The organism is Variovorax sp. P5_A3, assembly GCF_056400665.1.
The window spans coordinates 15,431-42,179 of record NZ_JBFUKW010000023.1 but is presented as its reverse complement, the minus strand read 5'-3'; the positions used below and the strand labels follow the sequence as shown (position 1 = coordinate 42,179).

Here is a 26,749-nt window from a genome sequence, read left to right as displayed (position 1 = left end):
AGGAACTGCTTCGGATCGCCGGATCAGGCCGGCACCGCAGCGACGCGCTGCGCCGCAGGCCGCCGGCCGAGGAGCGTCACGACGGTAAAGACCAGCGCATTGGTCGCCAGGGCCACCAGCCCGATATTGAGCGATTTGAAGACCGCCGGTGCGTCAGGGAACATCTGCGCGAGCGTGGTGCCGGCGATCATCGTGTAGCCCAGCACCGCACCACCCGAGAGGATGCCCGCGAATGCGGCCTGCTTGGTGCCGAAGGGTCGCGGCAGGATGCTGAACAGCAGCGACGGAAGCAACTGCGTCAGCAGGCTCGAAGCGAAGATCGCGACCGACACGATGGTGCCGCCGCCCCGCAACACGAAGTACACCGCCACCAGCGCAAAGACCGGCAGCACGCCCCGCGCGACCATCGAGACCTGGCGGTCGGTGGCGCGCGGCACGAAGCCTTCCTTGTAGACGTTCTTGCCGATGACCGTGGAGGCGGTCAGCAGGATCATGGCGCCGGGCACCAACGCGGTGAGCACGCCCGTTCCGCCGATGATGCCGACGAACCACGGATCGAAGGTGGCCTTGGCCAGGCCGAACAGCGCGAGGTCGATCTCCGCGCCCTTGAGCCCCGGCACCTTGAGGATGGCCGCGAAGCCGACCAGGAACAGGAAGGCGATGACGATCTGGTACAGCGGCATCAGCATCGTGTTGCGACGCACAGCGCTCGCGCTCTTGGCCGCATACACCGACGTCAGGTTGAACGGGTACAGGTAGTAGCCCAGCGCCGTGAGCAGGATCGTCGAGTTGTACCAGGTGAGGTTCAGCCCCTCCTTGGGAAACTGGAAGAACTCGGGATTCGCGCTGTGGATGGCGGTGAACATCGGCGTCACGCCGCCGTAGTAGTGAAGCGGCAGGTAGACGCCCAGGAAGATCGCCAGCGCGAGGATCATGAAGTCCTTGACGATCGCGATGCTCGCCGAGCCGTGGACGCCCGAGACCAGGATGTACGACACCATCACGATGGCGCCGATCCAGATCGAGACCTGTGGCGCGATCGTGCCGTACGAAGCCTCGGACACGATGATGCCGAGCCCGCGCAACTGGATGGTGAGCAGCGCCACCATGCCCATCAGCGCCACGATGGACACGAGCACGCCCAGCGCCCGGCTGTCGTACTTGCTCGCGAAGAAGTCCGAGAACGACACCAGCTTGTGCGCCGTCGCGTAGCGCCAGATGGCCGGCAGCATCCAGAACGCCAGCAGGTAGGCCAGGCCGCCGTAGGCCAGGATGTAGAAGGCCGGCGCGCCCTTGCTGTACGACCAGCCGCTGGCACCGAGGAAGGTGAAGGTTGAGAAGGACTCGCCCGCCATCAGCAGGAACACCATGAGCGCGCCGAGGCCGCGCCCGCCGAGCGCCCACTGCTCGAGGCTCATCTTCCGCCCGCGGCGCGCGAGCACGGCCAGCACGAGCGCGCCGACGACGAACAGGGCAATGATCAGCAATGCGGCGTTCATCGTGCGTCTCCTGTCGCCGCATCGGCGGCGTCGAGGTCGCCCTCGCTGCGGTCGATGACGACCATGATCAGCGAGGTCAGGACCAGCCAGCTCACGTTCCAGACCATGAGAAAGGGCAGGCCCAGCACGAAGGTCGGCGCGTAGGCGGAAAGCCATCCGCCGCTGAAAAAGGCAATCACCGGCAACAAGGCCAGCCATTTGACGGGGTTCATTCGAGACCTCGCTGTCTGTGTAGGGTTGGATTTGATGGTCAACCTGATAAATACAGTTTGGTTAACCAAACTAGATGTTATGGTCGACCACGCAGAAGGTCAATCTCGCGTTAATACCTAGGCGACAGGCCGGAATCCATGGCAATGCGACCGGATCTGGGAGAGATGTTGAAGGCCCGACGCCTTGCGCGGGAGCTGTTGCGCGGGCGGCGGCGACAGGGATTAATGCGACTCTTCGCAACCACTCCTCACCTGCATGAACCCAGCCCGAATCGCCATTGCCGTCTTCGTCACCATCCTGCTGACCGTGCTGTGGCGCCTCCTGAAGCAGAACAGCGACAGCGCGCGCAGCAACCCGCGTCCGGAATCCATCGCCTCCACCTCGCGACCATGCAGCCAGGCCGATATCCGGCAGCTTCTGCACCAGATGTCCGGATCCCTGAGAGACCGGCTCCACGAGGCCGGCATGGCGCTGGAGCTGAAGTTTTCAGCCGATCCGCTGCCGGTACTGCTCGACCGGTCCGGGATGCAGGAAGTCTTCGCGAACATCGTCGAACTGGCTTGTCGCGCCATGAAGGCCGGCAGCACCCTGCGTGTACTGGGCCGCATCGATGGCACGCAAGCCGTCGTCAACTTCATGGACAGCGCGCCCGGCGCGGACGACTCGCGTCTCGCGCGATGCTTCGATGCGGCATCCGCACGCGTCGCACGGTCGGGGGGCGACAGCGATTCGATCGCAAGCGTCGCGCTCTGCACGCAGATCGTGGGAGAGCATCGGGGCCGCATCTACGCGGCCCCGTCGCCGCTCGGGCGTCTGGGCATCACGCTGCGGCTGCCGCTGCAGGGCGTCCGTACGGGCCGCGGCGCACCGCCAGCGCTCTAGGCCTTCCGCCTTCCACGTTTTCTCCCAGATCGCCAAGCACAGTCGGCGCAGTGCGCATTTCGCGCAGGAGAAATCAACATGGCAAAGGCTTTATCCCGGCCCGACGGCGCACGGCGCCACGTGCTGGGCGCACTCGGCTCGCTGGGCGTGGTCGCTTTCAGCGGATGCGGTGGTGGCGGGAGCTCGGGAACCTCAGCCACATCGACGCTGGCTCCGATCCTGTTCTCCGGCACGAGCACCGCGGCAACGACCGCCACCACGACCGCCACTGCGACGGCGGCCGCCGCGGACACGAGCACCAGCACCAGCACCAGCACCAGCACCAGCGGCTGTCAGGTCGTGCCCGAGGAAACCGCGGGCCCCTATCCCGCCGACGGCTCGAACGCAAGCAACAGCACCTACAACGTGCTCGCCCTCGACGGCATCGTCCGCTCGGACATCCGGACGAACATCGGCCGCACGGCGCAGGTCGCTGGCGCGCCCTTGACGATCACGGTCACGCTCACCAACACGAAGACCAGTTGCGCGCCGCTCGCAGGCTACGCCATCTACCTGTGGCACTGCACCCGCGAAGGCACCTACTCGGTCTACACCACGCAAAGCCTGAGCGACAACCACCTGCGCGGCGTGCAGGAGACGGACGCGAATGGCACGGTCGGCTTCAAGACGGTCGTCCCCGGCTGCTATGCGGGCCGCATGCCGCACATGCACCTGGAGATCTACCCGAGCCTTTCGAACGCCAAGTCGTCGGGGAGCAAGGTCAAGACCACGCAGCTCGCCTTCCCGACCGAGACGCTGCGCGCCATCTACAACAACGCCGCGGGCTATTCGCAGAGCGTGGCGAACCTGAACGCGATCAGCTTCGCGACGGACAACGTGTTCAGCGACGGCACCTCGCTCGAAATGGTGAACTTCAGCGGCGACGCGGACAGCGGCTATAGCGCGAACATCACCATCGCGATCGCCGTCTAGCCGTCGGTCCCTCGGGGGCATGCCGCACAATCGGCTCGCCCGCCCGCCGCCACCATGCCTCGCCTGACGCTCTTCCGAAAGATCTTCCTTGCGCTGGCGGTCCTGCTGCTGGCGCTGCTGCTGATCTTCGCGGGCTTCTCGCGGCTCGGGCTGCAACGCGGGCTCGGACCCTACGTCGCCGAGATCGAGATCCGGCGGATGGACTGGCTCGCCGAACTGCTCAAGAAGCATCACGCGGAAAAGGGCAACTGGGACACCCTGCGCAACGACCCCGCCGCGTGGCATCAGGTGCAGATGGGCGGGTTCGGCCCGATGCGCGATGCCCGGCCGCCTCCATGGCAAGACGGACCGCCGCTCCGGGACGCAGGTCGACCACCGCCCGTGCCGCCACCGGACCTGCTTCCCTCGCGTCGCATGCCGCCTCCGCCCCCGGACGCTTCCGGCGACCCGCGCGGCAATCCGGATTCCGTCTACCAGCGCCTGGGTCTCGTCGACGCCACCGGCGCCTGGGTGGCCGGCGCCAAGATCGACCCGTCGATCGCCGCCCGCCTTCCGCTGCGCGATGGCGAGCGCCTGATCGGCAGCCTCGTCCTCGCACCGCTACAGGGACTGGAGACCGATGCCGACCGCGCCTTCGTCGCGCGACAGTCGAGCTTCGTCATCTGGACCGGCGTCGCGGGCCTGGCCATCGCGCTGCTGTTGTCATGGGTGCTGGCACGCCGATGGTTCGCGCCCATCGACGCGCTGACGCAAGGTGCGCAACGCATCGCGCAGGGGCGCCTGGATGCACGTGTACCCGTGCGCGGGCAGGACGAGCTCGCCCTGCTGGGCCGCACCTTCAACGACATGGCCGAGCGCCTCGACCACATCGAGGCTTCGCGCCGCGCCTGGCTGGCCGACGTCGCCCACGAGTTGCGCACGCCGCTCGCCGCGATGCGCGCCGAGATCGAGGCACTGCAGGACGGCGTGCGTAGCTTCGACGACAAGACCGCCCTTCGATTGCACCGGCAGGTGATGCGGCTCGGGCAACTGGTCGACGACCTGCGCAGCAGTATGCGCGAGCAGGACGATGCGACACCGCCCTTCGCGCCAGTGTTTCCGCTCACGCTGTTGAAGGAGGCGCTGGCGCTCACGCGCGAACGCTTCGTGCAGCGCGGGATCACGCTCGACGCAGCGCCTCTTGAGGAACTGGCCGCCGCGCACCAGCCGCTGATGCAGGGCGATGCGCGCCGCCTGCACCAGGTCTTCATGAACCTGATCGAGAACACGCTGTCGTACACGGACACCGGCGGCCGACTGCGAACCGACGCACGCATCGAAGGCGGGCAACGGCTGGTTCTCCAGTTCGACGACAGCACGCCGGCAGTCCCCCCGGGCGAACTGCCGCGCCTGTTCGAACGCCTCTTCCGGGGCGAGGCCTCGCGCAGCCGGGCGCTGGGTGGTTCGGGACTCGGGCTGGCGATCTGCCGCGCCACCATCGAGGCCCACGAGGGATCAATCGACGCAGCCGCCTCGCCGCTCGGCGGGCTGCGCATCACCGTGACCTTGCCGCTGGAGGATCCGGCATGACACGCATCCTGGTGGTCGAGGACGAAGACGACATCGGCTCGGTGCTCGTGGACTATCTGCGGCACGCGGGCTACGACACGGAACGCGTGGCCGACGGTGAGAGCGCGCTCGAACGGATGATCGCCAGTCCGCCCGATCTCACGCTGCTCGACATCATGCTGCCGCGGCTGGACGGCCTGTCCGTGCTGCAGCGGGCGCGAGAGCACACGGCCCATCCGGTCATCATGATCACCGCGCGCATCGAGGAAGTCGATCGCCTGCTCGGACTCGAACTCGGCGCCGACGACTACGTGTGCAAGCCCTTCTCGCCGCGCGAGGTCGTCGCACGCGTTCGTGCCGTACTCCGGCGCAGCCTTGCCGGCAAGGAAACGCCGCCGACACGGAAGCGGGTCGTCCTGGACGACGTCCACTGGCGCGCCGCGCTCGACGATGCGCCGCTCAACCTCACACGCCTCGAATTCAGGCTACTGCAGGTGCTGTCACGACAACCGGGCCGCATCTTCTCCCGATCGCAATTGCTGGACCTCGCCTACGAGGACACCGCCGACGTGACGGAGCGCGCGGTGGACAGCCACATCAAGAACCTGCGCCGCAAGCTGGCCGCCGCAGGGCCGACGCACGACTGGATCCGCTCGGTCTATGGCGTCGGCTTCGCCTTCGAAGAGCCCGGCGACTGACGCCCGCACACGGTTACCATTTCCGGTGATCGCCGGCCCTTGCCGGCGCCCATCCCCGGATCTTCATGCCCACATCCGTCCGTCGCCGCATTCCCGCCCCCGCCTCGCCCCGGAATCCCGGAGCCCCAGTCAACGACGCGACGGACGACGCACCGACCACCGACGCGAGCGTGGACGAACGCGTGTACGCAGCCGTGTCGAAGGCACTCCTGAGTGGCAAGCTCCGCCCCGGCACGCCGCTGCGCGAACGCGCGCTGGCCGAAGCGCTGGGCTGCACACGCGGCGCGATCCGCAAGGTGCTGGCCCGACTCGGCAGCGAGAAGCGACTCGTGCTCGAACACAACCGCGGTGCCTTCGTCCCCAATCCGTCGATCGAGGACATGCGAGGCGTCTACCGTGCGAGGCGCATCGTCGAGGCGGGACTGATCACCACGCTCTTCGGCCAGCTCTCGCGCGAACAGACGGCGACACTGCGCAAGCATGTCCAGGCCGAGCAGCGTGCATTCAAGGAAGGCCGTCGCGAAGACGCGATCCGGCTGGCGGGCGAGTTCCACCTGCTGCTCGCGCAGATGGCCGGGAGCGAGGACCTGCTCTCCTACCTCCAGCGCCTGGTGTCCAACACCGAGCTCTACAAGGCGCTCTACGACACCGTGGAGGCCGCGAGCTGCGCACCGCGCGAGCACGAGCAGATCATCGAAGCCCTGATGGGCCCATCGCTCGAACGCGCGGTCGATTCGGCAATGGAGCACCTCGACGAACTGGAGCAGCGCGTGATCGCCGGCGCCTCGGCCGAGCAGGAAGTCGACCTGGCCAGCCTCTTCGCCGAGGGATCGGCTCAGACCCAGCCCGCGCGCCTGAAGCGGTAGTACAGGTAGCCGCAAAAGCCGGCGATCAGCGCCAGCGCGGCCAGGTAGCCGTAGCGCCATTCCAGCTCCGGCATGTTCTTGAAGTTCATGCCCCAAATGCCGGCGAACGCGGTGCACACCGCGAAGATCGCCGCCCATGCGGCCAGGCGCTTGGTGACCTCGCCGTCCTCGATGGTGACCATCGAGAAATTGACCTGGATCGCGGTACCGATCGAGTCGCGGATGGTATCGATGGATGAATTGATGCGCCCGAGATGGTCGATCACATCGCGGAAGTATTCCTGCGATCCCAGGCAGATCTGCGGCACCCGGCCGCCGTGCAGCTTGCCCGCGCCTTCGAGCAACGGCGCGACCGCGTGCTTCAGCACCGTCAGGCGTTGCTTCAGGTCAAACAACCGCTTGATGCTCTCGCGCGCCGCGCCCTTGGTGAAGATCCGTTGCTCGATGGTTTCGATCTCGACCTCGAACGCGTCGATGATCGGAAAGTATCGATCGACCACCGCGTCCATCAGCGCGTACAGCACGAAACCCGGGCCGTGCCTGAGCAGTTCGGGTTCGCGCTCGCAGCGTTCGCGGACTTCGGTGAAGCCGTGCTCGCTGCGATTGCGCACCGACACCACGTAGCTGCGGCCCACGAAGACATCGATCTCCCCGATGTTCAGCCTTGACGTCTCCGACCCCTCCGGCTCCAGCAGGTGCATGACTGCGAAAAGCGAATCGTCGTACTCCTCGACCTTGGGCCGCTGATGCCCATGCTGGGCGTCCTCGACCGCCAACGGGTGCAGGCCGAACTCCGCCTGCACTTCGCCCAGTTCCTCGGGCGTGGCATCGTGCAGCGCCACCCACACGAAACAGCCCGGCAGCGAAACGTAGTCGCTGATCCGGGAGACCGGAATGTCGGCGAGCTTGGTGCCGTCTTCGTAGACGACGCAATTGACTAGCATGCGAAGAGCCCGGGCAATGACGATGACGGGGCCATCTTGCCACGGGCTCGCGCAGTCATCGCGCGGATCAGAGCTGGCTCATGCCGCCGTCGGCGATGATTTCGGTGCCCACGATGAACGCTGACTCCGGTGCGGACAGGTGCAGCACGGTGGATGCGATTTCCTCGGGGGTGCCGAAGCGGCCCAGCGGTATTTGCGACTGGATCTGCGCGGCGGTGGTTTCCAGCGTCGCCGCGTCGAGCCCCAGCTTGCCGTAGAGGGGGGTGTGCACCGGACCGGGGCTGACCACGTTGACGCGGGCGCCACGCGGCAGCAGCGCGGCCGACAGCGTCTTCGCCAGCGAGATGACAGCCGCCTTGCTCGCCGCGTAGACCGACGAATTCGGCATGCCGATGTGCGCATTGATCGAACCGTTGATCACGATGGACGCACCCTTGTCGAGCAGGGGCGTGAGCGCCTGGATCTGGAAGAACACACCCTTGACGTTGATGTTGAAGGCTTCGTCCCAGAAGGCTTCGGTCACGTCCGGCAGGCTGGCGAACCGGGCGATGCCTGCATTGAGGAAGACCGCGCTCAGCTTCACGCCGTGGCCGGAGAGGGCCGAGGCGAGTTCCTTCGCCGATCCGGGCGCGCCGGCATCGTTGCGGATGGCAAGGGCGCGGGGGCCCAGCTCGGCTTGCGCCTTTTCGAGGGCAGCGTCGTCGCGCCCGGTGATGATCACGCGCGCACCTTCGGCGGCGAAGGCCTTGGCGGTTGCGAGGCCGATGCCGCTCGTGCCGCCGGTGACGAGGACTGTCTTGTCTTGAAAGCGATTCATGGTGGACTCCAGTGGTTTGCGGTGAATTACCGTGATCTGAATGGTCCGCCTTTGAGCCCCGTTTGACGTGCCGTCTTCGCGATGCACATGTGCGAAGGCATCGAACATGTTGGCCGGACATGCCATCATCCTCTCGAACTGGTTCGAGGACTTCAAGATGCTGTCAGATGACGAACTCGCGCTGCTGGAAGCCATCCGCGAACACGGCAGCCTCTCGCGCGCCGCCGCACGGCTCGGCAAGGCGCCCTCGACCGTCTCCCACGCGGCCCGGCAGCTCGAAGAGCGCTTCGACGCGCTGTTGTTCGATCGCCGTCGCTACCGCTTGCAGCTGACGCCCGCCGGGCAGCTCCTTGCGCAGGAGTCGGCGAGGCTGGCGCTGGACGTGTCGCGGCTCTCCCAGCGCGTGCGGCAGGTCGCGAGCGGCTGGGAGGATCGCCTCTGGATCGTGACCGACGAGGTGATCGAGTTCGAGACGCTGATCCCGGTGATCAACGCCTTCGACGCCCTGGAGTCCGGCGTTCCGCTGCGTGTGACCCACGAGGTCCTGAGGGGGACCTGGGAGGCGCTGCGCGACGGTCGCGCCGACATCGTGGTCGGAGCGACGAACGAGCCGCCCTCCATCCAGGGGCTGCGCTGGTTCGAGCTCGGCGTGATGGAATGGGTGTTCGCCGTATCACCGCGGCATCCGCTTGCCGAGGTGAAGGAGCCGCTGGGCCGCGACCTGATCGTCAGCCACCGCGCCGTGGTGGTCGCTGACACATCGCGCAGCACCGAGGGCAGCGTCTATGGCGTCCAGGGCGGACAGGCGACGCTGGCGGTACCAACCATGCACGCGAAGATCCAGGTGCAGCGCGAAGGCCTCGGCGTCGGCTGGCTGCCTCGGCAGCGCGTCGCTTCGCTGCTCCAGCGCGGTGAACTGGTCGAGAAGCAGACGGCCGATCCGCGCGAGCCCAACATCCTCTACGTCGCCTGGCGCGGTGAACACGAAGGCCGCGCGCTGGACTGGTGGCTGGAGCAGCTCAGGCAGGCACGCCTGGCCAAGCGGCTGGTGCAGGGGGTGGACGCTTTCGCCCGTTGAGCGGGCCGATCGGCTCCGTCAGGTGCTTAGGTGTTCGGCCCTTCGCTCCGGCGATTCATTCCCTGCAGCAGCGGGCCGATGATGTCCACCGGCAACGGGAACACGATGGTCGAGTTCTTGTCGGCCGCGATCACCGTGAGCGTTTCGAGATAGCGCAACTGGATCGCCTGCGGGTGCTTCCCGAGGATCTCGGCGGCCTCGGCCAGCTTGACCGAGGCCTGCAACTCGCCTTCGGCATGGATCACCTTGGCGCGCCGTTCGCGCTCGGCCTCGGCCTGTCGCGCGATCGCACGCACCATGTTGTCGTTGAGGTCGACGTGCTTGATCTCGACGTTGGTCACCTTGATGCCCCATTGGAAGGTCTGCGCCTCCAGCGTCTTCTGGATGTCGAGGTTGAGCCGCTCCCGCTCGGCCAGCAGGTCGTCGAGCTCGTGCTTGCCCAGCACCGCGCGCAGCGTCGTCTGCGCGAGCTGGCTGGTGGCCTCGAAGTACTTTTCCACCTGGATGATGGCCTTCTCCGGGTCGATGACGCGGAAGTAGAGAACAGCGTTCACCTTCACCGACACGTTGTCGCGGGTGATCAGGTCCTGGCTGGGAATATCGAGCACCATCACGCGCAATCCCACGCGCACCATCTGCTGGATGCCGGGAAGCAGGATCACCAGCCCCGGCCCCTTGACCTTCCAGAAGCGGCCGAGCTGGAAGACCACCCCGCGCTCGTACTCGCGCAGGACGCGCAACGAAGCCGCCGCGAGCATCGCGCCCAACAGCACGAGGAAGCCGACCGACACGAGGCTGAAATTGATGGACATGCGTCACGCCCCGGCGGGGCTCTCCTGGATGTCTTCGGCCACCTGCAAGGCGAGGCCCTGCACGCGGGTCACGCGAATCCTCCGCCCCGGAAGCAGGCCTTCCGCACCGCGCACCTTCCAGTAGTCGCCCTGGATCTGCGCCCAGCCTTCGCCGTCCGCGAACTCGACCAGCTCGCCAGTGGCACCGACCAGCGTCGAGACGCCCAGCACGGGCGGACGGCGTCTCGTTCTGGCGGCGATGCCGCCCACCACGAGGATGAACACCGCAGAACCCACCGCCAGCACGCCGATCAGCCACAGCGGCACGCCGAAACCGGGCACGTCGTTGTCGATCAGGAGCAGCGCGCCGATCGAGAAGGCCGCGACGCCGCCCACGCCCAGCACGCCGAAGGTCGGCAGGAAGGCCTCGGCGATGAGAAAGGAGATCCCGAGCAGGATCAGCCCCAGCCCCGCATAGTTGACCGGCAGCATCTGCAGCCCGAAGAGCGCAAGCATCAGGCTGATGGCACCCACCACGCCCGGCAGCACGAAGCCCGGATTGGAGAACTCGAAGAGCATGCCATAGACGCCCACCATCAGCAGGATCAGCGCCAGGCTCGGCTCGGTGATCACCGACAGCAGCCGGCTGCGCCAGTCGGCTTCGACCACCAGCAGCTCGGCGTTCTGGGTGGCCAGCCGGATGTTGCCCTGGATCGTGCGGACTTCGCGGCCGTTCACCTGTTTCAGCAGATCGTTCACGTCCTGCGCAATCAGGGTGATGACGTTCTTCTCCAGCGCCTCCTGCGCCGAGAGGCTGACGGATTCGCGCACCGCCTGTTCGCCCCAGTCCGCATTGCGCCCACGCAGTTGCGCAAGGCTGCGGATGTAGGCGGACGCATCGGCGAGGCGCTTGGCGGTCATTGCGTCTCCAACGTGCTCCGGACTCTTGTCGGAAGCGTCGGGCTTGCCGGCCGGCGCCGCCGGGGTCGGCATGCCGATGGCCACCGGTGTCGCGGCCCCGAGATTGGTGGCCGGCGCCATGGCAGCGATGTGGCTGGCGTAGAGGATGTACGTTCCGGCGCTGGCGGCGCGTGCGCCATCCGGTGCGACGAAGGTCGCCACCGGGACCGGCGAGGCCAGGATGTGCTTGATGATGCTTCGCATCGAGGCGTCCAGCCCGCCGGGCGTGTCGATCTGGATCACGGCGAGCCGCGCGTTCTCCGCCGCGGCCTGCTTGAGCCCGCGGCGCACGTAGTCGACGGAGGCAGGTCCGATGGCGCCGTCGAGGTCCATCAGCACGACGCGGCCGGGGCCTGCGGAAGAGGATGACGAGCCGGCGGGAGGCACGGCTTGGGCATGGACCACGCCCGCCGCAAGGGCGAGGAGGACCAGTCCCATCAACCATGCGCTGGCGGACCTCATCGCCTCATTCTAGGGACCTCAAGAAGCGCTGTCACATCGAAGTAACGCGCGAGGCGCGAAGCCTGGGGGTCAGTCAATACTGACGTTGGCCGCCTTGGCCACTTCGGCCCATTTCACGCGGTTGTCGTGAACTGTCTGCCTGAATTGCGCGGGCGTCTCGATGCGCACCGTGTTCCCCTGGCCTTCGAACTTTTCGCGAATCTCGGGCTGCTCAAGCACGGACTTGACGGCGGCGTTGAGCTTGTCGACGACATGCGGGTCGGTGCCCTTGGGCGCGAAGATGCCGAACCAGATCGAGCTGTCGAAGCCCTTGGTGCCGGGGATGCCGCTCGACGCGATGGTCGGCACTTCCTTGATGGCGGCCACGGACTTTGCCGTGGTGACGCCCAGCAGGCGCACCTTGCCGGCCTTGTACTGCGGCAGCACGGTCTGCACCTGGTTCATGATGCAGCAGGTCTCGCCGCGCACGACGGAGGTGATGGCCTCCGGCCCGCCCTTGTAGGGCACATGCACCATCTCGAGGCCCAGCCGCGAATTGAACTCGGCGAAAGCCATGTGCGTGCCGGCGCCGTTGCCGGTCGAGGCGTAGTTGTACTTGCCCGGATTGGCCTTCACGAGGTCGACGAATTCCTTGAGCGTCTTCACGTTCATCACGTCGGGATTGATGGTGAGCACGTTCGACACGTCGAGCACGGGCGCGACCGGGATGAAATCGGCCTCCACGTCGAAAGGCAGCTTCTTGTAGAGCGCCGCATTGCTGCCATGCGTGGCCGCCGTGCCGAAGGCGAGCGTGTAGCCATCGGGTTTGGCGCGGGCGACGTACTCGCTCGCGATGTTGCCGGCGGCGCCCGACTTGTAGTCGATGATGACCGGCTGGCCGAGCTTGTGCTGCAGCGGCTCCTGGATCGCGCGGGCGACCACGTCGACGCCGGAACCGGCCGGGAAACCCATGATCAGCGTCACGGGCTGCTGGGGCCAGTCGGGCTGGGCAAAGGCGACGGGCGCTGCGGCCCACAAGGCAACCGCCGAGAGCGCAAGAAGACGCCGAGCGCGGCTGGGGGGAGAATCGGACATGACAGTCTTTCGAGACGGATGAGCAGGCCGGAATTGTGGCGTTTTGCTCATGGTGGATCGTGTAGAAGCTTATGCACACGGTCGCTCCGTATGGACTTTTGACCTCACTCCCGATAATCGCGACCCATGGTACGCCCCACCCAATTGCTCCATCCCCAACGCGAACCGGCGCCCGTGCGGGCTGCGGCGACCGTACTGCTGCTGCGCGATACGCCGGAAGGCGTCGAGGTGCTGATGACGCGGCGCTCGCCGACCGCAAGCTTTGCGCCAGGCGCCTACGTGTTCCCCGGCGGACGCATCGACGAAGGCGACACGACCGCGCGGTCCATCGCCACGCGCCGCCGCACGCAGAGTCGCGTGCAGCTCACGCAGGCCATCGCCGCCATTCGGGAGAGCTTCGAGGAACTGGGCGTCCTGCTGGCCCACCATCCGGACGGCCGGCCGGTGAGCGCCGAAGAGGTCGCCTCCATGGATCGCAGCACCGCCACGACCACCGTCGCCTTCGCCGACCAGTGCATCGAACGCGGGCTGCTGCTGTCGACCGACAAGGTCTACACCTTCGCGCACTGGATCACCGACCGCGACCTGCCCAAGCGCTTCGATGTGCCCTTTCTCGTCGCCCGCATGCCCGAGGGCCAGACGCCGGCGGCCGACGAGACCGAGCAGTTCGAGCCCTGCTGGGTGCGGCCGGCCGATGCACTGGCGCGCCACAAGGCCGGCACCTTCTTCATGATCTTCCCGACGCTGCGCACGCTCGAACGATTGGCGGTCTACGAGACCGTCGACGCCGTGCTCGACGCCTGCGCCAACCGCCATGGAGGCGAAGGCCCGCTGTGGACCAGTTGCCCCCGCGCGGGCATGCTCGCAGGGCAGGAAGCACGCTACATGGAAACCGATTCGCCCTTCGGCGAACTGGCGATGGTCAGCCCCGACGGGCAGCTCGTGCACACGCTCGACTGGCAGAGCGAGCATGTCGTGCCGCTACTGAAGAACCTGCAGCGCCTGACCGCGCCCAACCCGAGCCCCATGACCGGCCCCGGCACCAACACCTACATCGTCGGCGATGCGAGCACCGGCTACATCGTCATCGATCCGGGCCCGAACGACTTCGACCACATCGGCCGGCTGTGGCGCGCGACGCATGGCGACATCCGCATGATCGTCTGCACGCATTCGCACGCCGACCATTCGCCCGGCGCCCTGCCGCTGCAGAAGCTGTGCAAGACCCAGCCGCCGATCCTCGGCCTGCCCTCGGCGCCGACCGCACGCTCCACGGCGCGGTTCAAGCCGGACCGCGCATTGAAAGACAGGGAGCGCCTCATACTGGCGCCGCAGGCAGCGGTCGACAAGGCCGAAGCCAGGGCGCACACGCACACGCTGCGCGTGGTGTACACCCCCGGCCACGCGGCCAACCACCTGTGCCTGGTCCTGGAGGAAGACGGTCTCCTGTTCTCCGGCGACCACATCCTCAATGGCAGCACCACCGTGGTCGATCCGCCGGACGGCAACATGAACGCCTACCTCGATTCCCTCGACAGGCTGGCCGCCACTTGCACCTCGGGCGGCGTCACCTTCATCCTCCCGGCGCACGGCTATGTGCTGGGCGAGGCGCGCACCGCCATCGCCTACCTGAAGGCGCACCGCCTGAAGCGCGAGGCCAAGATCGCCGCCGCCATGCGTCAGTTGCCCGACGGCACGCCCGAGGACTGGCTGCCGATCGCCTACGACGATGTGCCCGAGCGCATGTGGCCCGTGGCCGCGCGTTCGCTGGCGGCGCATGTCGAGCGCATCCTGCAGTCGGCCAAGCCATGAGGATGCCCGCGTGACCGAAGCCGAAGAAGGCGTACGCCTCGCAAAGCGCGTCGCCGCACTCGCGGCATGCTCGCGACGCGAAGCCGAACTGCTGATCGAGAACGGCGCGGTCCGCGTCGACGGCGAACCCGCGCTGCTGCCGCAATCCCGCGTGCGCGCCGACCAGAACGTCGAGATCGAAGCCGGCGCCCGGCCGCAACCGGTGGTGCCCGTCACGCTGCTGCTCCACAAGCCCGCGGGCATGCCCACCGACAACGCGCACCGCCTGCTCGTGCCCGCCAACCACCACGACCCCGAACGCGCCGGACTGCGCTTCCTGCCGCGCCATGTGGCCGCTCAGCGTTGCATGACGCCGCTGGAAACCGGCGCCAGCGGCCTCGTCGTCTTCACCCAGGAATGGCGCATCGAGCGCAAGCTGCAGGAAGACGCCGGCATCCTCGAAAACGAAGTCATGGTCGACGTCGCCGGCCCGGTCGGCCCCGAAACGCTGGCCCGCCTCGAACGCTCCCCCGCCCGCGTCAGCATCGGCCAGCAGGCCGAAGGCCACACCGGCCTGCGCTTCGCCCTCAAGGGCGCCCGCCCCGGCCAGATCGCCCGCATCTGCGACGACGCCGGCCTGCAGATCCTGGCCATGAAACGCATCAGAATCGGCCGCGTCCCCCTGGCAGGCCTGCTCCCCAACCAGTGGCGCTACCTGACCCCGAGCGAGCGCTTCTAGGAAGAGAAAGCCGCCGGACCGGCCGGCGCCCTTCGTGAGGGCCGCCGCGCCCGGCCGCCCGAAGCGGCCGGCCCGCCCCCGGCAGGGGGTTGGCGAAGCGACACGAAGTGCGCGAAGCCTGGGGGCGAGCCAAAATAATGTGAAGCACGCCTATAAGCCGGATTCTGTGCACTGAAGCCCTTGCGGGACTTCAGCGTGACCGCCATTACTCTGGGCCGTTTGTCACCAAACGGCTCGGTGCCACCTACCCGCCAGCTCTGCGGAACCACATCGACGCTGGCCTACTTGGTGTTGCTGCGCGCAGAGATTGCCCGTTTCACCCGGCCAAGGTTGCCCCTGGCCGACTCGTCTCTGTTGCTCTGATCCTCACCTCGCGGTGGGGAGCCGTTAGCTCCTGCGCTGTCCTGTGCAGTCCGGACGTTCCTCCAGTGCGCTCTTTCGAGACATGCACCAGCGGCGGTCCAGCGTGCTTCACGCGGCGATTATCGCCACAATGGCGATCCTCATTTCCTCATCCGGGGCCAGCCCCATGGAGACCGTATGAAAGCCGACAACATCCTCCAGACCATCGGCAACACGCCGCACATTCGAATCCAGCGCCTGTTCGGTCACGCGACGCAGCAGGTCTGGATCAAATCCGAGCGTGCCAACCCGGCCGGCTCCATCAAGGACCGCATCGCGCTATCGATGGTGGAAGAAGCCGAGCGATCGGGCGCGCTGAAGCCCGGCGGCACCATCGTGGAGCCCACTTCCGGCAACACCGGCATCGGCCTCGCGATGGTCGCGGCCGTCAAGGGCTACAAGCTGATCCTCGTGATGCCCGACAGCATGTCGATCGAGCGCCGCCGGCTGATGCTGGCCTACGGCGCGAGCTTCGACCTCACGCCGCGCGAGAAGGGCATGAAGGGTTCGATCGCGCGCGCCGAGGAAATCGTGGCCGGCACCCCCGGCGCGTGGATGCCGCAGCAGTTCAACAACCCGGCCAACGTGGCGGTGCACGAGCGCACCACGGCCGAGGAAATCGCGGCCGATTTTCCGGAAGGCATCGACGTGCTCATCACCGGCGTCGGCACGGGCGGCCACATCACCGGCTGCGCCCGCGTGCTCAAGAAGAAGTGGCCGAAGCTCCAGGTCTTCGCGGTCGAGCCGGTGGCCTCGCCCGTCATCTCCGGCGGCCAGCCTTCGCCGCATCCGATCCAGGGCATCGGCGCGGGCTTCATCCCGAAGAACCTCGACACCGAGCTGCTCGACGGCGTGCTCCAGGTCGATGCCGAGCCGGCGCGCGAGATGGCGAGGCGCTGCGCGCGGGAGGAAGGCATGCTGGTCGGCATCTCGTCCGGCGCGACGCTCGTCGCGATCGCACAGAAGCTGCCCTCGCTGCCGCCGAACGCGGTGGTGCTGGGCTTCAACTACGACACCGGCGAGCGCTACCTGTCGGTAGACGGCTTCCTGCCCGCCTGAGCCCCCCGCTGGCGGCGCCGGCTGGCGTTGCCGATAATCGGCATCCCTGCTTGATAAACACAAGCCCACGACATGCTGAGAATCTCCGAAATCAAACTGCCGCTCGACCACGATGACGCGGCGCTCTCCAAGGCCGTTGCGATCACGCTGGGCACGCCGCCCGAGTCGATCAGCAACATCCACGTCTTCAAGCGCAGCTTCGACGCGCGCAAGGCCGAGCTGCTACAGGTCTACATCGTCGACGTGACGTTCGCCGATCCGGCGATCGAGGCCAAGGTCCTCGCCAAGTTCGCCGAGAACCCGCGCGTCGGGCCCACGCCCGACATGACATGGCGCGCACCGGCACAGGCACCGGCGGAACTGCCGCTTCGCCCGGTGGTGATTGGCTTCGGCCCCTGCGGCATCTTCGCCGCGCTGATGCTGGCGCAGATGGGCTTCAAGCCCATCGTGCTGGAGCGAGGCAAGACCGTGCGCCAGCGCACCAGGGACACCTGGGGCCTGTGGCGCAAGAACGTGCTCAACCCCGAGTCGAACGTGCAGTTCGGCGAAGGCGGCGCCGGCACCTTCTCCGACGGCAAGCTCTACAGCCAGATCAAGGACCCGCGCTTCCTCGGCCGCAAGGTGATGGAAGAGTTCGTCAAGGCCGGCGCGCCGCCGGAGATCCTCTATGTCGCGCATCCGCACATCGGCACCTTCAAGCTGGTGAAGGTGGTGGAGAACATGCGCGAACAGATCGTCTCGCTGGGCGGCGAAATCCGCTTCGAGCAGCGCGTGATCGACGTGCACATCGAGGATGCCCCGGAAGGCAAGCACCTGCGCGGCCTCACCGTGCTTGACCAGCGCACCGGCGAGCGCAGCGAGCTGCGCGCCGACCACGTGGTGATGGCGCTCGGCCACAGCTCGCGCGACACCTTCGAGATGCTGCACGAACGCGGGGTGCACATCGAGGCCAAGCCCTTCTCGATCGGCTTCCGCGTCGAGCATCCGCAAGGACTCATCGACCGTGCCCGCTGGGGCCGGCATGCCGGCCATCCGCTGCTGGGTGCAGCCGACTACAAGCTGGTGCACCACGCGAGCAATGGGCGCTCGGTCTACAGCTTCTGCATGTGTCCGGGCGGCACGGTGGTGGCGGCGACCAGCGAGCCGGGCCGCGTCGTGACCAACGGCATGAGCCAGTATTCGCGCAACGAACGCAATGCGAATGCGGGCATCGTGGTGGGCATCGATCCGCGCGACTATCCGGGCTGGAGCGATGGCAACCCGGGATCGGCGCTCGCCGGCATTGCGCTGCAACGCGAGCTGGAATCGAACGCCTTCGTACTCGGCGGCGGCGACTACCGCGCGCCGGGCCAACTGGTCGGCGACTTCATCGCGGGCAAGCCGTCGACTGAACTCGGAAGCGTCGAGCCTTCGTACAAGCCGGGCGTGACGCCGGCCGACCTGCATGCCGCCCTGCCCGCCTATGCCATCGAGGCCATGCGCGAAGCCTTTCCGGCCTTCGGCCGCAAGATCAAGGGCTTCGACCTGCACGACGCGGTACTGACCGGCGTCGAGACGCGCACGTCGTCACCGATCAAGATCACGCGCGGCGAGGACTTCCAGAGCCTCAACGTGCGCGGGCTCTTCCCGGCGGGTGAAGGCGCGAGCTATGCCGGCGGCATCCTGTCGGCGGGCGTCGATGGCATCAGGGTGGCCGAAGCCGTGGCGCTCGGCATTACCCGATCCGCGTGAAGCGCCCATGAAAAAGCCGCCCGAAGGCGGCTTTCTTCTTTGCGAGCGACCAATCAGCCCTGCGCGTTCTGAAGCGCAGCGATGCGTTCTTCAATTGGCGGGTGCGTCGCGAACAGGCTGCCGAGCTTGCCGGTGATGCCCATCGCCTCGACCGACTTCGGCAGTTCGCCGGGCGTCAGGCCACCCAGGCGGGCCAGCGCATTCATCATCGGCTGCTTGCGGCCCATGAGCTGCGCCGCACCGGCGTCCGCGCGGAATTCGCGCTGGCGCGAGAACCAGGCCACCACGATCGCGGCGGCGAAGCCGAGCACGATGTCGAGCACCACGGTGGTGATGAAGTAGCCGATGCCGGGGCCGGACGAGCGATCGTCACCACGGCGCAGAAAGCTGTCGACCGCATAGCCGATCACGCGCGAGAGGAACACGACGAAGGTGTTCATCACGCCCTGGATCAGCGTCATCGTGACCATGTCGCCATTGGCAACGTGGGCCACCTCGTGGCCGATCACGGCCTCGACCTCTTCGCGCGTCATGTTCTGCAGCAGGCCGGTGGACACGGCGACCAGCGACGAGTTCTTGAATGCGCCGGTGGCGAAGGCATTCGGGTCGCCCTCGAAGATGCCGACCTCGGGCATGCCGATGCCAGCCTTGTCGGCAAACTTCTTGACCGTCTGCACGATCCAGGCTTCGTCGGGCGATTGCGGGTCGTTGATGATCCGCACGCCGGCCGACCACTTGGCCATCGGCTTGCTGATGAGCAGCGAGATGATCGCGCCGCCGAAGCCCATGACGAGCGCGAACCCGAGCAGCGCCGTGAGGTTGAGGCCGTTGGCCGTGAGGAAGCGGTTGACGCCGAGCAGGCTCGCGACGACGCCCAGCACCGCCACCACCATGACGTTGGTCAGAACAAAGAGAAGGATGCGTTTCAAGTTGGAATCTCCGTGGGGAACAGGCGGTCGCCCGCCTCGGCAAAATGAGGGTTGCCACCCGTCTTGCAAGGGTTGGCGCTTCGGGCCGGCTGTTGTTCTTCGCTGTCTCTGGCCCGTGCGGCGCCTGAACGAGCGCCATCATAGTAGGAGCACAAGGCGCGTCCACAATTCCCTGCGCCGGCAAGGACCTTCGAGCGTTTCAGGGCACGAGCGCCCTGAATACCCGGGCGTCGTCGTAGAAGTCCGGCGCCTCGTTGGGGCCCCACCAGCCGGGGACGCCGAGAACGGGCAGCGGCGTGAAGGGCTTGCGCGCAAGATGCGCCGGCTCCAGGGCCGAGGCAATGTCAGCATCGGTTCCCACGACCGATCTGCCGGCATTCGGCGCGATCAGGACATGCGCCGTGGCGGCCTTTCTGGCCGTGCGCAGCTTTTCGAGCAACGCATGGCCGAAGACGAGCACGCGCGCCTCGCGCCACAGCCCGCGATGGGTGACGAACAGCCGCTGCCAGTCGCGCGCGATCAGTGCGTCCCACACCGCAGGTGGTGCATCGAGCACGGCGCCGTTTTCATCGAACAGCGTGAGCGCATCGCGCAACGGACCGCGCGTGGCACCGACGCCGCGACGGGCGATCTCTTCCGCCTGCAGCGCGTTGAGGCGCCGCTTGGCCTGAGGGAAATGCAGCCAGACCAGTCCGTTGAACAGATCGTGGAGGTTGTCGCGCGTCGGGACGCAGGCCGTGCGAAAGATGAAGGCTTCGTACGCCTCGCCGGGCGGTGCGCTGTCCGCGGGCACGAATCGCAACGGCCCTGCAGGCAGGTCGATGGCGACCGATTCGGCCGAGAGCGCCTCCCCGGCACCGACGCCTCCCGCGACCCGCGCCAGCACGCGCTCCACGCGCGGCGCGTAGGGAGCCAACCAGGGTTCCGCGGCCTCGGGCGGATTCACGACGGCATCGGGCCGATGTACTGCACCTTGTTGGGTGTCTTCTCCGGTGTCAGCACGAACAGCTCCGGGTATTTCTTGAACAGTTTCGGCGAACTCGCGCTCTTGCCCAGGAGCTTCGCGGCCCGCAGCCTTTCGGCGGCCAGATTGAGCTCCACCTTGTTGCCTATGCCCAGTTCGGCGACCGCTTCGAGGATGCGGATCACGTCGTCAGGCAAATCCGGTGCGGGAGCAGCGGCAGGCACGGCCTTGGGCGCCGCTGTCGCCTTCGTGCGCCGTGGCGCACGCACGGCCCGCTTGGCCGCGGGCGCGGTCTTCGGTGCCTGGTGGTGCTGCAGATCGATGAAGCTGTCGTACACGGCCACCGTGTCGTCGCCGGTCTTGCCCTGTTGACCGATGCCGCAGACGCGGCAGCCTTTCTCGCGCAGCCGGATCACGAGCGGCGCGAAGTCCGAATCGGAAGACACCAGCACGGCGATGTCCGGCCGCTCGGCGACTACAAGGTCCATCGCATCGACCGCGAGCGCGATGTCGGTGCTGTTCTTGCCAGCGGAGAGATTGACCATCGGCCGCACCGACAGCCGCTTGAACAGCGACTGCTGCTTCATCGCCGTCTCGGCATTGCAGTAGGCGCGCCGCACGTGGATGGCACCATGCTCGGCCATCGTCAGCCGCACGGCCTGCTCGATCACGTCCGCGGAGACGTTGTCGGCGTCGATCAGCAGCATCACGCGCGGCGACGCGTTCATGCGAGTCTCCAGGCGACCGTCTCGCCGCCGCGCAGCGGCTTCAGGGTGGCATCGCCGTACGGCACCGTCTCGGGCACGGTCCAGCTTTCGCGTCGCAGCGTGATGGTGTCGGTGTTGCGCGGCAGGCCGTAGAAGTCGGCGCCGTGGAAGCTCGCGAAGCCTTCGAGCCTGTCGAGCGCACCTGCGTTGTCGAAGGCCTCCGCGTACATCTCGATCGCGGTGAGCGCGGTGTAGCAGCCGGCGCAGCCCAGCGCGTGTTCCTTGAGATGCGCCGGATGCGGCGCGCTGTCGGTGCCCAGGAAGAAGCGATCGCTGCCGCTGGTGGCCGCCTCGACCAGCGCCACGCGATGCGTCTCGCGCTTGAGCACCGGCAGGCAGTAGTAGTGCGGCCGGATGCCCCCTGTGAAGATCGCGTTGCGGTTGTAGAGCAGATGGTGCGCGGTGATGGTGGCGGCTGTGAAGCGGCTCGCCTCGCGGACGTATTGCGCGCCTTCCTTCGTCGTGAGGTGCTCGAACACGACCTTGAGCTCGGGGAAGTCACGCCGCAGCGGAATCATCACGCGGTCGATGAAAACGGCTTCGCGATCGAACAGGTCGATCGCCGGATCGGTGACCTCGCCGTGGATGAGCAGCAGCAGGCCGTGTTTCTGCATCGCTTCCAGCGTCGCGTAGGTCTTGCGGATGTCGGTCACGCCGGCATCGCTGTTGGTGGTCGCGCCGGCCGGATAGAGCTTGAGTGCACGCACGCCGGCCTTGGCGGCCCGTTCGATTTCCTCGGGCGGGAGCCTGTCGGTGAGGTAGAGCGACATCACGGGCTCGAAGCGAACGCCGGGCGGCACCGCTTCGAGGATGCGTGCGCGGTAGTCGACGGCCTGCTGCGCGGTGGTCACGGGCGGGCGGAGGTTCGGCATGATCAGCGCGCGGCCGACCTGGCGCGCCGAGTGCGGGACGACGGCCTGGAGCGCAGCGCCGTCGCGCACGTGAAGGTGCCAGTCATCGGGGCGGGTGATGGTGAGGGTATCGGCAGGGCTTGTCATGGAGCGGGATTGTCCCATCGCGCGGCAGCCTCGCGAGTACCAACTTCCTGTCGACGCCGATTGATACGATCGAGCGGCAGAATGAAAAAGGAGGCTGCATGGCGTACTTGAAGGAACTGAAAGTCACGTTCACTCGAAGGCGAGTGGACGATGACCTGCTGAACAAACCCGTGGAGAACCCACTGCAGGTCTACGAGCTGTTCAAGGACATGCAGGACGAGACGAAGGAAAAGGTCGTCGTCCTGCACCTGAATCCCCAACTGGAGATCCTGTCCTATGAAGTGGCATCCATGGGCACGGCGCATCACGCGGTGCTCGAGCCGGTGGAGATATTCAGGAACGCCATGCTCGCGAGAGCGTCCACGCTGGTCGTCGTCCACAACCATCCATCCGGCACCTGCAAGCCTTCGAAAGCCGACATCGCCGTGGCACTTCGCATGAAGGAACTCGGCACTCTGCACGACATGGTGCTGCAGGATTTCATCATCATCGGCTACGGCGAGTTCTACAGCTTCCGCGACCAGGGCCTGATCTGACCCTGCCGCGTTTTCCCGCAGGGCAGTTTCAGGCGGCGCAGGCGCGCGCAGCACCCAGGATCACTTCCTCCGACGGGAGCTTGCCGATGCCGGGCAGGCCCTCGCTAGCGCATTCGATTTCCGCCCAGCGCACGATGCCGTCGCGGTCGATCATGTACTGCGCCTTGAGCTGGGGCCATTGCTTGTCGACTTCGCTCGTATCGGTCGGCGTGCACACGTAGCCGTCGAGGTCGCCGATCACCTTGGCGGCCTGGGAGATCGGCAGCGGTTCGGGCAGGTCGCCGAAGGGATTGACGCGGACCTCGTCGAGCTGCTGCAGCATTTCGGGCGTCGGCTCAGGCTTCGGCACGCCGAAGGCGCGGTGCGTCGACAGTTCGGGGTCGGAGGCCAGGCGCAGCTTCGTCGGCCTGAACTTGAAGTACAGCCGGGCGTTTTCGGGCTCGGTCGCCACGACGGCCAAAGTCTCCACGCCGAGCGCCTTGAGCTTCTGTTCCAGCGCACCGAGCTGGACGAGCTGTCGCCGGCAGAAGGGGCACCACAGGCCGACCATCAGCGCGAGGAACACCGGACTGCGCCCACGATAGTCGGCGAGCGAAACCGTCTCGGGGCCGGCCACGGCCGGGAGTGCGAAATCCGGGGCCGGGTCGCCCGGCGCCACGGGTTGATTCATCACGTATGCCATGTCGAGGCTCCTTCGGGCAGGTTCAGCAGAGGAACGGAAGCACCATCAGGGCGTCGGGCTCGAGGCCGGCGCGCTCGCATACCGCCTGTGCCATGGCGAGATAGGTTTCCGCCTGTGCGGGGCGCCCGGCATCGAGGTACAGCGTAGCCAAACCATCGTAGCAGGGAAAGAGCAGTTGAGGCTCGTCGATCTGCTCGGCCAGCGCCAATGCTTCCTTGTAGGACGCGAAGGCGCGCGCCTGATCACCGTGGCACTGGTAGATCTGGCCCAGCACGATGAGCGGCACCGCCAGGTGGTCGAGCAATCCGAGCCGGCGATCGAGGCTGGCGGCGGCGCGCGCGGCCTCGATCCCCTCCGCTTCGCAACGATTCGTCAGCGCGCAATAGGCCACCGCGAGGTTCGCGTACAGGCGTGACTGGAAGCCGAGGTCGCCCACCTTCCGGGCAGTTTCCAGGCCGCGCAGACAGGTTTCGATGCTGCGCTGAGGGTCGAGCTGTGCATACAGCACGCCCAGGTTGGTGTAACCGCGGCAGGCCGCCTGCAGCATGTTGTTGGCCTCGGCCTGCGCGACGCTGTTCTCGACATGCTCCACCGCCTCGGCCGGCCGTCCCAGCCTTGCCAGCGCCACGCCGAGCGTGTTGCAGGCCTCGGCGCGCACGACGCTGGCCTCCCGCTCGCGGCCCTCAGGCTCCGCCGGTATCTCCGCAAGCGCGCGCTGTGCCAGCGCCAAGGCGGTGTCGTTGTCGCCGGCCCGGAAAGCCAGCCGGCCCATTTCCTGGAACAGGTGCGCGCGTTCGATCCGGTCGCCTTCTTCGCCCAGCCGGTCGAGACCGGCGCTGAAGCAGGCGCCGGCGCGCTCGCGCTCGCCCGCCTCCCAATGCAGGCCGCCGGTCTTGCGCAGCACGCGCGCGGTGCGGACCGGATCGTCCCGCCGTTCGTCCGCTGCCTGCACGATCCCGTATTGCGCGAGCGCATCGGCGCGCCGCCCCTGCAAGCCGAACAGGTCGGCGAGGCGCTCGCGCGCGTCGAGTTCCGCGGTCTCGACCTCGGCCTTCGCGGCGACCGTGTCGGCCGCCGATCCGGACAGCGTGAGCAGTGCGCGTTCGTAGTGGCGAATGGCGTCGTCATTGGCGTAGACCGCACGCGCCCAGTCGCCGGCGGCCACGAGATAGCGCGCGCCCCGCGCCTTGTCCGGCGACAGGCTCCAATGGTGCGCCAGCGCCTCCAGCTCGGCCAGGCGCAGCGTGCTGCGCGCCTCGTCGTCGATGGGCGCCTGCGTGTCGACGCCCAGCACGGCTTCCAGCGCGAGGCCGGCACGTTGATGCAGTTCGGTACGCCGCGAGAGCAGCAGGTTCTGATAGGCCACTTCGTGCAGGAGCGCGTGGGTGAAGCACCAGCCTTGCCCATCGGCGCGGATGAGGTCGGCCGTCGCGAGCCGATGCAGCGCGGCTTCGACCGAGCGCGGCTCGCTTGCGATACGCTGCAACAGCGCGCTTTCGAACCCGGCGCCCCACACTGCCGCCTCCTGCAGCACGCGCCGGTCATCCGCGCCCAATCCGTCGATGCGCGACAGCAACAGGCCGTACAGGGTCGGCGGAACATCCACGCTGTCGCAGGGGTCCTCGCAGACCCAGCGTCCGTCCTTTTGCACCAGCAGGCCGCGTCCGACCAGGGAACGAACGATTTCCTCGACGAACAACGGGTTGCCGCCGGCGCGGGCCGCCACGAAATCGAGCACCGGCGCCAGGTCGTCATCCGCGGATGCGTCCAGCAGGTGACGCACGAGCGAGCGCGCCTCCTGCGCGGGGAGCGGACCCAGCTCGATCACGGATGCCTCGGCCCTTTCGCTGGGCAGCGAGCGCGAACCCGGACGCTGGAAGACCAGCACCATCAAGGGCCGGTCCGCGAGCTGGTCGATGACCTCTCCGAGCAGATCGACGGATGCCGCATCGGCCCAATGCAGGTCGTCGACCACGATCATCACCGGCTGTTGCGACAGCCGGCGCTCGATCAGCGCGCGCGCTGCCAGCGTGATCTGGCGCTGGAGTTGCTCGGGTTCGATGTCGCGCGGCCTCGTGTCCTGGATACCGAGCAGGTAGTTCAGCACCTTCGCCACCGCGTCGGCCTCGTCGGCATTCGCGCCGAGGGCCGTCAAGCCCTCCTGCAGCTTGCGCCGGGCCGATTCGAGCGATTCGGCGGCGTCCACGTTGTACGCATCGCGAAACAGCGCGCCAAAGGTGCCATAGGTGGGCTCACCGAGCGATGAACAGTTGGCGCGACGAACACCCGTCGCCACCAGGCGCTCGTCCCCTTCGAGGCGCGCGAAGAACTCGGCGAGCAGCCGGGACTTGCCGGCTCCGGCCTCGCCGACGACGCTCACGACCTGTGCCCTCCCGCCCTGCATGCGATCGAAAGCAGCCAGCAGGCCCTCGACGGAGTCCCCCCGCCCGACCAGTGGCGCCGCGAGTCCCAGGTCGGCGAGCCCGCGGGCGGAGGCCAAATCCGAGCGCACTCCGATCAGGCAATGCACCCGCATGGGCTCGGCCTTGCCGCGCAGCGCCAGTTCGGCGGGCGGCTCGAATTCGAAGCGGTGTCGCACCATCGCGTGCGTGGCTTCCGACACAAGCACCCGGCCTGGCTCGGCAGCCGTGAGCAAGCGCGACGCAGTGTTCACCGTGTCGCCGGTGACGGCATAGGCGCCGCCGGTGCCGCTGCCCAGGCTGCCGGCGACCACCGCGCCGGTGTGGACGCCGATGTGCAAGGTCACCGGCCGGCCGAGTCGCGCCAGCCAACGCCCGCTCAATTGCTCGACGCCTCGCATCATGTCCTGCGCCGTCTCCACGGCGCGCAGCGGGTCGTCCTCGTGCGCGCGCGGCGCGCCGAAGACCGCCATTACCGCATCGCCGACGAACTTCTCGACGAAGCCGTCATAGCGCGCGATGGCCTCCGCCATCGTGGCGAACAGCGCGTTCTGGAAGGTGCGCAGCGTTTCGGGGTCGAGCCCTTCGGCCAATGAGGTGAAGCCGGTCAGGTCGGCGAACACCACGGTGACCTGCCGTCGATCGGCTTCGTGGGTGGCTTCGCTGGGTGCTGGCGGAGGTGGCGGAGGTGGCGGAGGTGGTGGGGGTGGGCTCACGGCCGCTGCGCGCGCCGTACCGCAGCGCGGGCAGAACGCGAAGTCGAAATCGCATTCGAATCCGCACGATGCACACGAACAGGCCAGCCGACGCCCGCAGCGCTGGCAGAAGGAAGACGTGGGCAGCACATCGGCGCCGCAGCCGGCACAGGTCGTGGTCATCGAAGGTTCCGTGCCCCGATGCTGCCCGACTTCCACAGACCGCGCCATG

At 67.4% G+C, this 26,749-nt stretch carries 24 protein-coding genes and 1 other RNA gene; 11 read left to right on the top strand and 14 right to left on the bottom strand.

Annotated elements, in window-relative coordinates; genetic code table 11:
• Nucleotides 1-23: 23 nt before the first annotated feature.
• The gene (locus tag AC1D3B_RS27415; RefSeq protein WP_478193824.1) at nt 24-1,499 is read right to left on the bottom strand and encodes a sodium:solute symporter family protein; all 1,476 of its coding nucleotides are present in this window, start codon (nt 1,497-1,499) and stop codon (nt 24-26) included.
• Nucleotides 1,496-1,711 (bottom strand): DUF3311 domain-containing protein, encoded by a 216-nt coding sequence (locus tag AC1D3B_RS27410; protein WP_478193823.1) that lies wholly within the window; start codon nt 1,709-1,711, stop codon nt 1,496-1,498. The genes AC1D3B_RS27415 and AC1D3B_RS27410 overlap by 4 nt, the downstream gene beginning before the upstream one ends.
• A 256-nt stretch (nt 1,712-1,967) precedes the next feature.
• On the opposite strand from AC1D3B_RS27410, the gene AC1D3B_RS27405 reads away from it, so the two are divergent.
• The 5 genes from AC1D3B_RS27405 (at nt 1,968) to AC1D3B_RS27385 (ending at nt 6,678) form a co-directional block, all read left to right on the top strand.
• Complete coding sequence (locus tag AC1D3B_RS27405) at nt 1,968-2,594, top strand: ATP-binding protein (RefSeq protein WP_478193822.1); 627 nt, start codon at nt 1,968-1,970, stop codon at nt 2,592-2,594.
• A gap of 78 nt (nt 2,595-2,672) precedes the next feature.
• Nucleotides 2,673-3,566, top strand: a complete 894-nt coding sequence (locus tag AC1D3B_RS27400) for a dioxygenase family protein (RefSeq protein WP_478193821.1) — start codon at nt 2,673-2,675, stop codon at nt 3,564-3,566.
• 54 nt (nt 3,567-3,620) lie between these two features.
• Nucleotides 3,621-5,135 carry an ATP-binding protein gene (locus AC1D3B_RS27395; RefSeq protein WP_478193820.1) on the top strand — a complete coding sequence of 505 codons (1,515 nt, stop codon included), beginning with the start codon at nt 3,621-3,623 and terminating at the stop codon, nt 5,133-5,135.
• Nucleotides 5,132-5,812, top strand: coding sequence for a response regulator (locus AC1D3B_RS27390; protein WP_478193819.1), 681 nt, complete (start codon nt 5,132-5,134; stop codon nt 5,810-5,812). Before AC1D3B_RS27395 ends, AC1D3B_RS27390 begins: the two co-directional genes overlap by 4 nt.
• Before the next feature lie 65 nt (nt 5,813-5,877).
• A complete protein-coding gene (locus AC1D3B_RS27385) occupies nt 5,878-6,678 on the top strand; it encodes a GntR family transcriptional regulator (protein WP_478193818.1) in 801 nt (266 codons plus the stop codon).
• Here AC1D3B_RS27385 and AC1D3B_RS27380 read toward each other — a convergent pair.
• Nucleotides 6,648-7,622: a magnesium and cobalt transport protein CorA gene (locus AC1D3B_RS27380; RefSeq protein ID WP_478193817.1), complete on the bottom strand. Its 975-nt coding sequence runs from the start codon at nt 7,620-7,622 to the stop codon at nt 6,648-6,650. The genes AC1D3B_RS27385 and AC1D3B_RS27380 overlap by 31 nt on opposite strands.
• 67 nt (nt 7,623-7,689) lie before the next feature.
• Nucleotides 7,690-8,439 carry an SDR family oxidoreductase gene (locus AC1D3B_RS27375; RefSeq protein ID WP_478193816.1) on the bottom strand — a complete coding sequence of 250 codons (750 nt, stop codon included), beginning with the start codon at nt 8,437-8,439 and terminating at the stop codon, nt 7,690-7,692.
• A 157-nt stretch (nt 8,440-8,596) separates the two neighbouring features.
• On the opposite strand from AC1D3B_RS27375, the gene AC1D3B_RS27370 reads away from it, so the two are divergent.
• The gene (locus tag AC1D3B_RS27370; protein WP_478193930.1) at nt 8,597-9,517 is read left to right on the top strand and encodes a LysR family transcriptional regulator; all 921 of its coding nucleotides are present in this window, start codon (nt 8,597-8,599) and stop codon (nt 9,515-9,517) included.
• Nucleotides 9,518-9,543: 26 nt separating this feature from the next.
• On the opposite strand, the gene AC1D3B_RS27365 is transcribed toward AC1D3B_RS27370, so the two are convergent.
• From AC1D3B_RS27365 to AC1D3B_RS27355, 3 genes are all read right to left on the bottom strand, one after another.
• On the bottom strand, nt 9,544-10,329 hold the full coding sequence (locus AC1D3B_RS27365) for a slipin family protein (RefSeq protein WP_478193815.1): 786 nt from the start codon (nt 10,327-10,329) through the stop codon (nt 9,544-9,546).
• Between the two features lie 3 nt (nt 10,330-10,332).
• Nucleotides 10,333-11,730: an NfeD family protein gene (locus AC1D3B_RS27360; RefSeq protein ID WP_478193814.1), complete on the bottom strand. Its 1,398-nt coding sequence runs from the start codon at nt 11,728-11,730 to the stop codon at nt 10,333-10,335.
• Nucleotides 11,731-11,799: 69 nt separating this feature from the next.
• A complete protein-coding gene (locus AC1D3B_RS27355) occupies nt 11,800-12,804 on the bottom strand; it encodes a Bug family tripartite tricarboxylate transporter substrate binding protein (protein WP_478193813.1) in 1,005 nt (334 codons plus the stop codon).
• Between the two features lie 126 nt (nt 12,805-12,930).
• Here AC1D3B_RS27355 and AC1D3B_RS27350 point away from each other — a divergent pair, with 126 nt between their 5' ends.
• On the top strand, nt 12,931-14,616 hold the full coding sequence (locus AC1D3B_RS27350) for an MBL fold metallo-hydrolase (RefSeq protein ID WP_478193812.1): 1,686 nt from the start codon (nt 12,931-12,933) through the stop codon (nt 14,614-14,616).
• A 10-nt stretch (nt 14,617-14,626) separates the two neighbouring features.
• On the top strand, nt 14,627-15,334 hold the full coding sequence (locus tag AC1D3B_RS27345; RefSeq protein WP_478193811.1) for an RNA pseudouridine synthase: 708 nt from the start codon (nt 14,627-14,629) through the stop codon (nt 15,332-15,334).
• A 137-nt stretch (nt 15,335-15,471) separates the two neighbouring features.
• Here AC1D3B_RS27345 and rnpB read toward each other — a convergent pair.
• An RNA gene (gene rnpB, locus AC1D3B_RS27340) (RNase P RNA component class A) lies at nt 15,472-15,807 on the bottom strand.
• Nucleotides 15,808-15,874: 67 nt separating this feature from the next.
• On the opposite strand from rnpB, the gene cysK reads away from it, so the two are divergent.
• Together cysK and AC1D3B_RS27330 are read left to right on the top strand one after the other, a co-directional pair.
• Nucleotides 15,875-16,795 carry a cysteine synthase A gene (gene cysK / locus AC1D3B_RS27335; RefSeq protein WP_478193810.1) on the top strand — a complete coding sequence of 307 codons (921 nt, stop codon included), beginning with the start codon at nt 15,875-15,877 and terminating at the stop codon, nt 16,793-16,795.
• 72 nt (nt 16,796-16,867) lie between these two features.
• A complete protein-coding gene (locus AC1D3B_RS27330) occupies nt 16,868-18,526 on the top strand; it encodes an NAD(P)/FAD-dependent oxidoreductase (RefSeq protein ID WP_478193809.1) in 1,659 nt (552 codons plus the stop codon).
• A gap of 53 nt (nt 18,527-18,579) precedes the next feature.
• Here the strand turns inward: AC1D3B_RS27330 and htpX are convergent, their stop codons facing one another.
• The 4 genes from htpX to pyrC form a co-directional block, all read right to left on the bottom strand.
• Entirely contained in the window at nt 18,580-19,455 is an 876-nt protein-coding gene (gene htpX / locus AC1D3B_RS27325) for a protease HtpX (protein WP_478193808.1), read from the bottom strand.
• A 199-nt stretch (nt 19,456-19,654) separates the two neighbouring features.
• Nucleotides 19,655-20,401: a DUF3025 domain-containing protein gene (locus AC1D3B_RS27320; protein WP_478193807.1), complete on the bottom strand. Its 747-nt coding sequence runs from the start codon at nt 20,399-20,401 to the stop codon at nt 19,655-19,657.
• Nucleotides 20,398-21,147 (bottom strand): NYN domain-containing protein, encoded by a 750-nt coding sequence (locus AC1D3B_RS27315; RefSeq protein WP_478193806.1) that lies wholly within the window; start codon nt 21,145-21,147, stop codon nt 20,398-20,400. The genes AC1D3B_RS27320 and AC1D3B_RS27315 overlap by 4 nt, the downstream gene beginning before the upstream one ends.
• Complete coding sequence (pyrC, locus tag AC1D3B_RS27310; protein ID WP_478193805.1) at nt 21,144-22,184, bottom strand: dihydroorotase; 1,041 nt, start codon at nt 22,182-22,184, stop codon at nt 21,144-21,146. The genes AC1D3B_RS27315 and pyrC overlap by 4 nt, the downstream gene beginning before the upstream one ends.
• A gap of 98 nt (nt 22,185-22,282) precedes the next feature.
• Between pyrC and AC1D3B_RS27305 the strand changes: the two genes are divergently transcribed.
• A complete protein-coding gene (locus tag AC1D3B_RS27305) occupies nt 22,283-22,720 on the top strand; it encodes a JAB domain-containing protein (protein ID WP_478193804.1) in 438 nt (145 codons plus the stop codon).
• 28 nt (nt 22,721-22,748) lie between these two features.
• On the opposite strand, the gene AC1D3B_RS27300 is transcribed toward AC1D3B_RS27305, so the two are convergent.
• Together AC1D3B_RS27300 and AC1D3B_RS27295 are read right to left on the bottom strand one after the other, a co-directional pair.
• On the bottom strand, nt 22,749-23,402 hold the full coding sequence (locus tag AC1D3B_RS27300) for a redoxin domain-containing protein (protein ID WP_478193803.1): 654 nt from the start codon (nt 23,400-23,402) through the stop codon (nt 22,749-22,751).
• 22 nt (nt 23,403-23,424) lie between these two features.
• Nucleotides 23,425-26,700 carry an adenylate/guanylate cyclase domain-containing protein gene (locus AC1D3B_RS27295; protein ID WP_478193802.1) on the bottom strand — a complete coding sequence of 1,092 codons (3,276 nt, stop codon included), beginning with the start codon at nt 26,698-26,700 and terminating at the stop codon, nt 23,425-23,427.
• Between the last annotated feature and the right edge of the window lie 49 nt (nt 26,701-26,749).

Coding starts and splice junctions, on each gene's coding strand:
- AC1D3B_RS27415 (WP_478193824.1), bottom strand. CDS start 1,499: ATGAACGCCGCATTGCTGATCATTGCCCTGTTCGTCGTCGGCGCGCTC.
- AC1D3B_RS27410 (WP_478193823.1), bottom strand. CDS start 1,711: ATGAACCCCGTCAAATGGCTGGCCTTGTTGCCGGTGATTGCCTTTTTC.
- AC1D3B_RS27405 (WP_478193822.1), top strand. CDS start 1,968: ATGAACCCAGCCCGAATCGCCATTGCCGTCTTCGTCACCATCCTGCTG.
- AC1D3B_RS27400 (WP_478193821.1), top strand. CDS start 2,673: ATGGCAAAGGCTTTATCCCGGCCCGACGGCGCACGGCGCCACGTGCTG.
- AC1D3B_RS27395 (WP_478193820.1), top strand. CDS start 3,621: ATGCCTCGCCTGACGCTCTTCCGAAAGATCTTCCTTGCGCTGGCGGTC.
- AC1D3B_RS27390 (WP_478193819.1), top strand. CDS start 5,132: ATGACACGCATCCTGGTGGTCGAGGACGAAGACGACATCGGCTCGGTG.
- AC1D3B_RS27385 (WP_478193818.1), top strand. CDS start 5,878: ATGCCCACATCCGTCCGTCGCCGCATTCCCGCCCCCGCCTCGCCCCGG.
- AC1D3B_RS27380 (WP_478193817.1), bottom strand. CDS start 7,622: ATGCTAGTCAATTGCGTCGTCTACGAAGACGGCACCAAGCTCGCCGAC.
- AC1D3B_RS27375 (WP_478193816.1), bottom strand. CDS start 8,439: ATGAATCGCTTTCAAGACAAGACAGTCCTCGTCACCGGCGGCACGAGC.
- AC1D3B_RS27370 (WP_478193930.1), top strand. CDS start 8,597: ATGCTGTCAGATGACGAACTCGCGCTGCTGGAAGCCATCCGCGAACAC.
- AC1D3B_RS27365 (WP_478193815.1), bottom strand. CDS start 10,329: ATGTCCATCAATTTCAGCCTCGTGTCGGTCGGCTTCCTCGTGCTGTTG.
- AC1D3B_RS27360 (WP_478193814.1), bottom strand. CDS start 11,730: ATGAGGTCCGCCAGCGCATGGTTGATGGGACTGGTCCTCCTCGCCCTT.
- AC1D3B_RS27355 (WP_478193813.1), bottom strand. CDS start 12,804: ATGTCCGATTCTCCCCCCAGCCGCGCTCGGCGTCTTCTTGCGCTCTCG.
- AC1D3B_RS27350 (WP_478193812.1), top strand. CDS start 12,931: ATGGTACGCCCCACCCAATTGCTCCATCCCCAACGCGAACCGGCGCCC.
- cysK (WP_478193810.1), top strand. CDS start 15,875: ATGAAAGCCGACAACATCCTCCAGACCATCGGCAACACGCCGCACATT.
- AC1D3B_RS27330 (WP_478193809.1), top strand. CDS start 16,868: ATGCTGAGAATCTCCGAAATCAAACTGCCGCTCGACCACGATGACGCG.
- AC1D3B_RS27315 (WP_478193806.1), bottom strand. CDS start 21,147: ATGAACGCGTCGCCGCGCGTGATGCTGCTGATCGACGCCGACAACGTC.
- pyrC (WP_478193805.1), bottom strand. CDS start 22,184: ATGACAAGCCCTGCCGATACCCTCACCATCACCCGCCCCGATGACTGG.
- AC1D3B_RS27305 (WP_478193804.1), top strand. CDS start 22,283: ATGGCGTACTTGAAGGAACTGAAAGTCACGTTCACTCGAAGGCGAGTG.
- AC1D3B_RS27300 (WP_478193803.1), bottom strand. CDS start 23,402: ATGGCATACGTGATGAATCAACCCGTGGCGCCGGGCGACCCGGCCCCG.
- AC1D3B_RS27295 (WP_478193802.1), bottom strand. CDS start 26,700: ATGACCACGACCTGTGCCGGCTGCGGCGCCGATGTGCTGCCCACGTCT.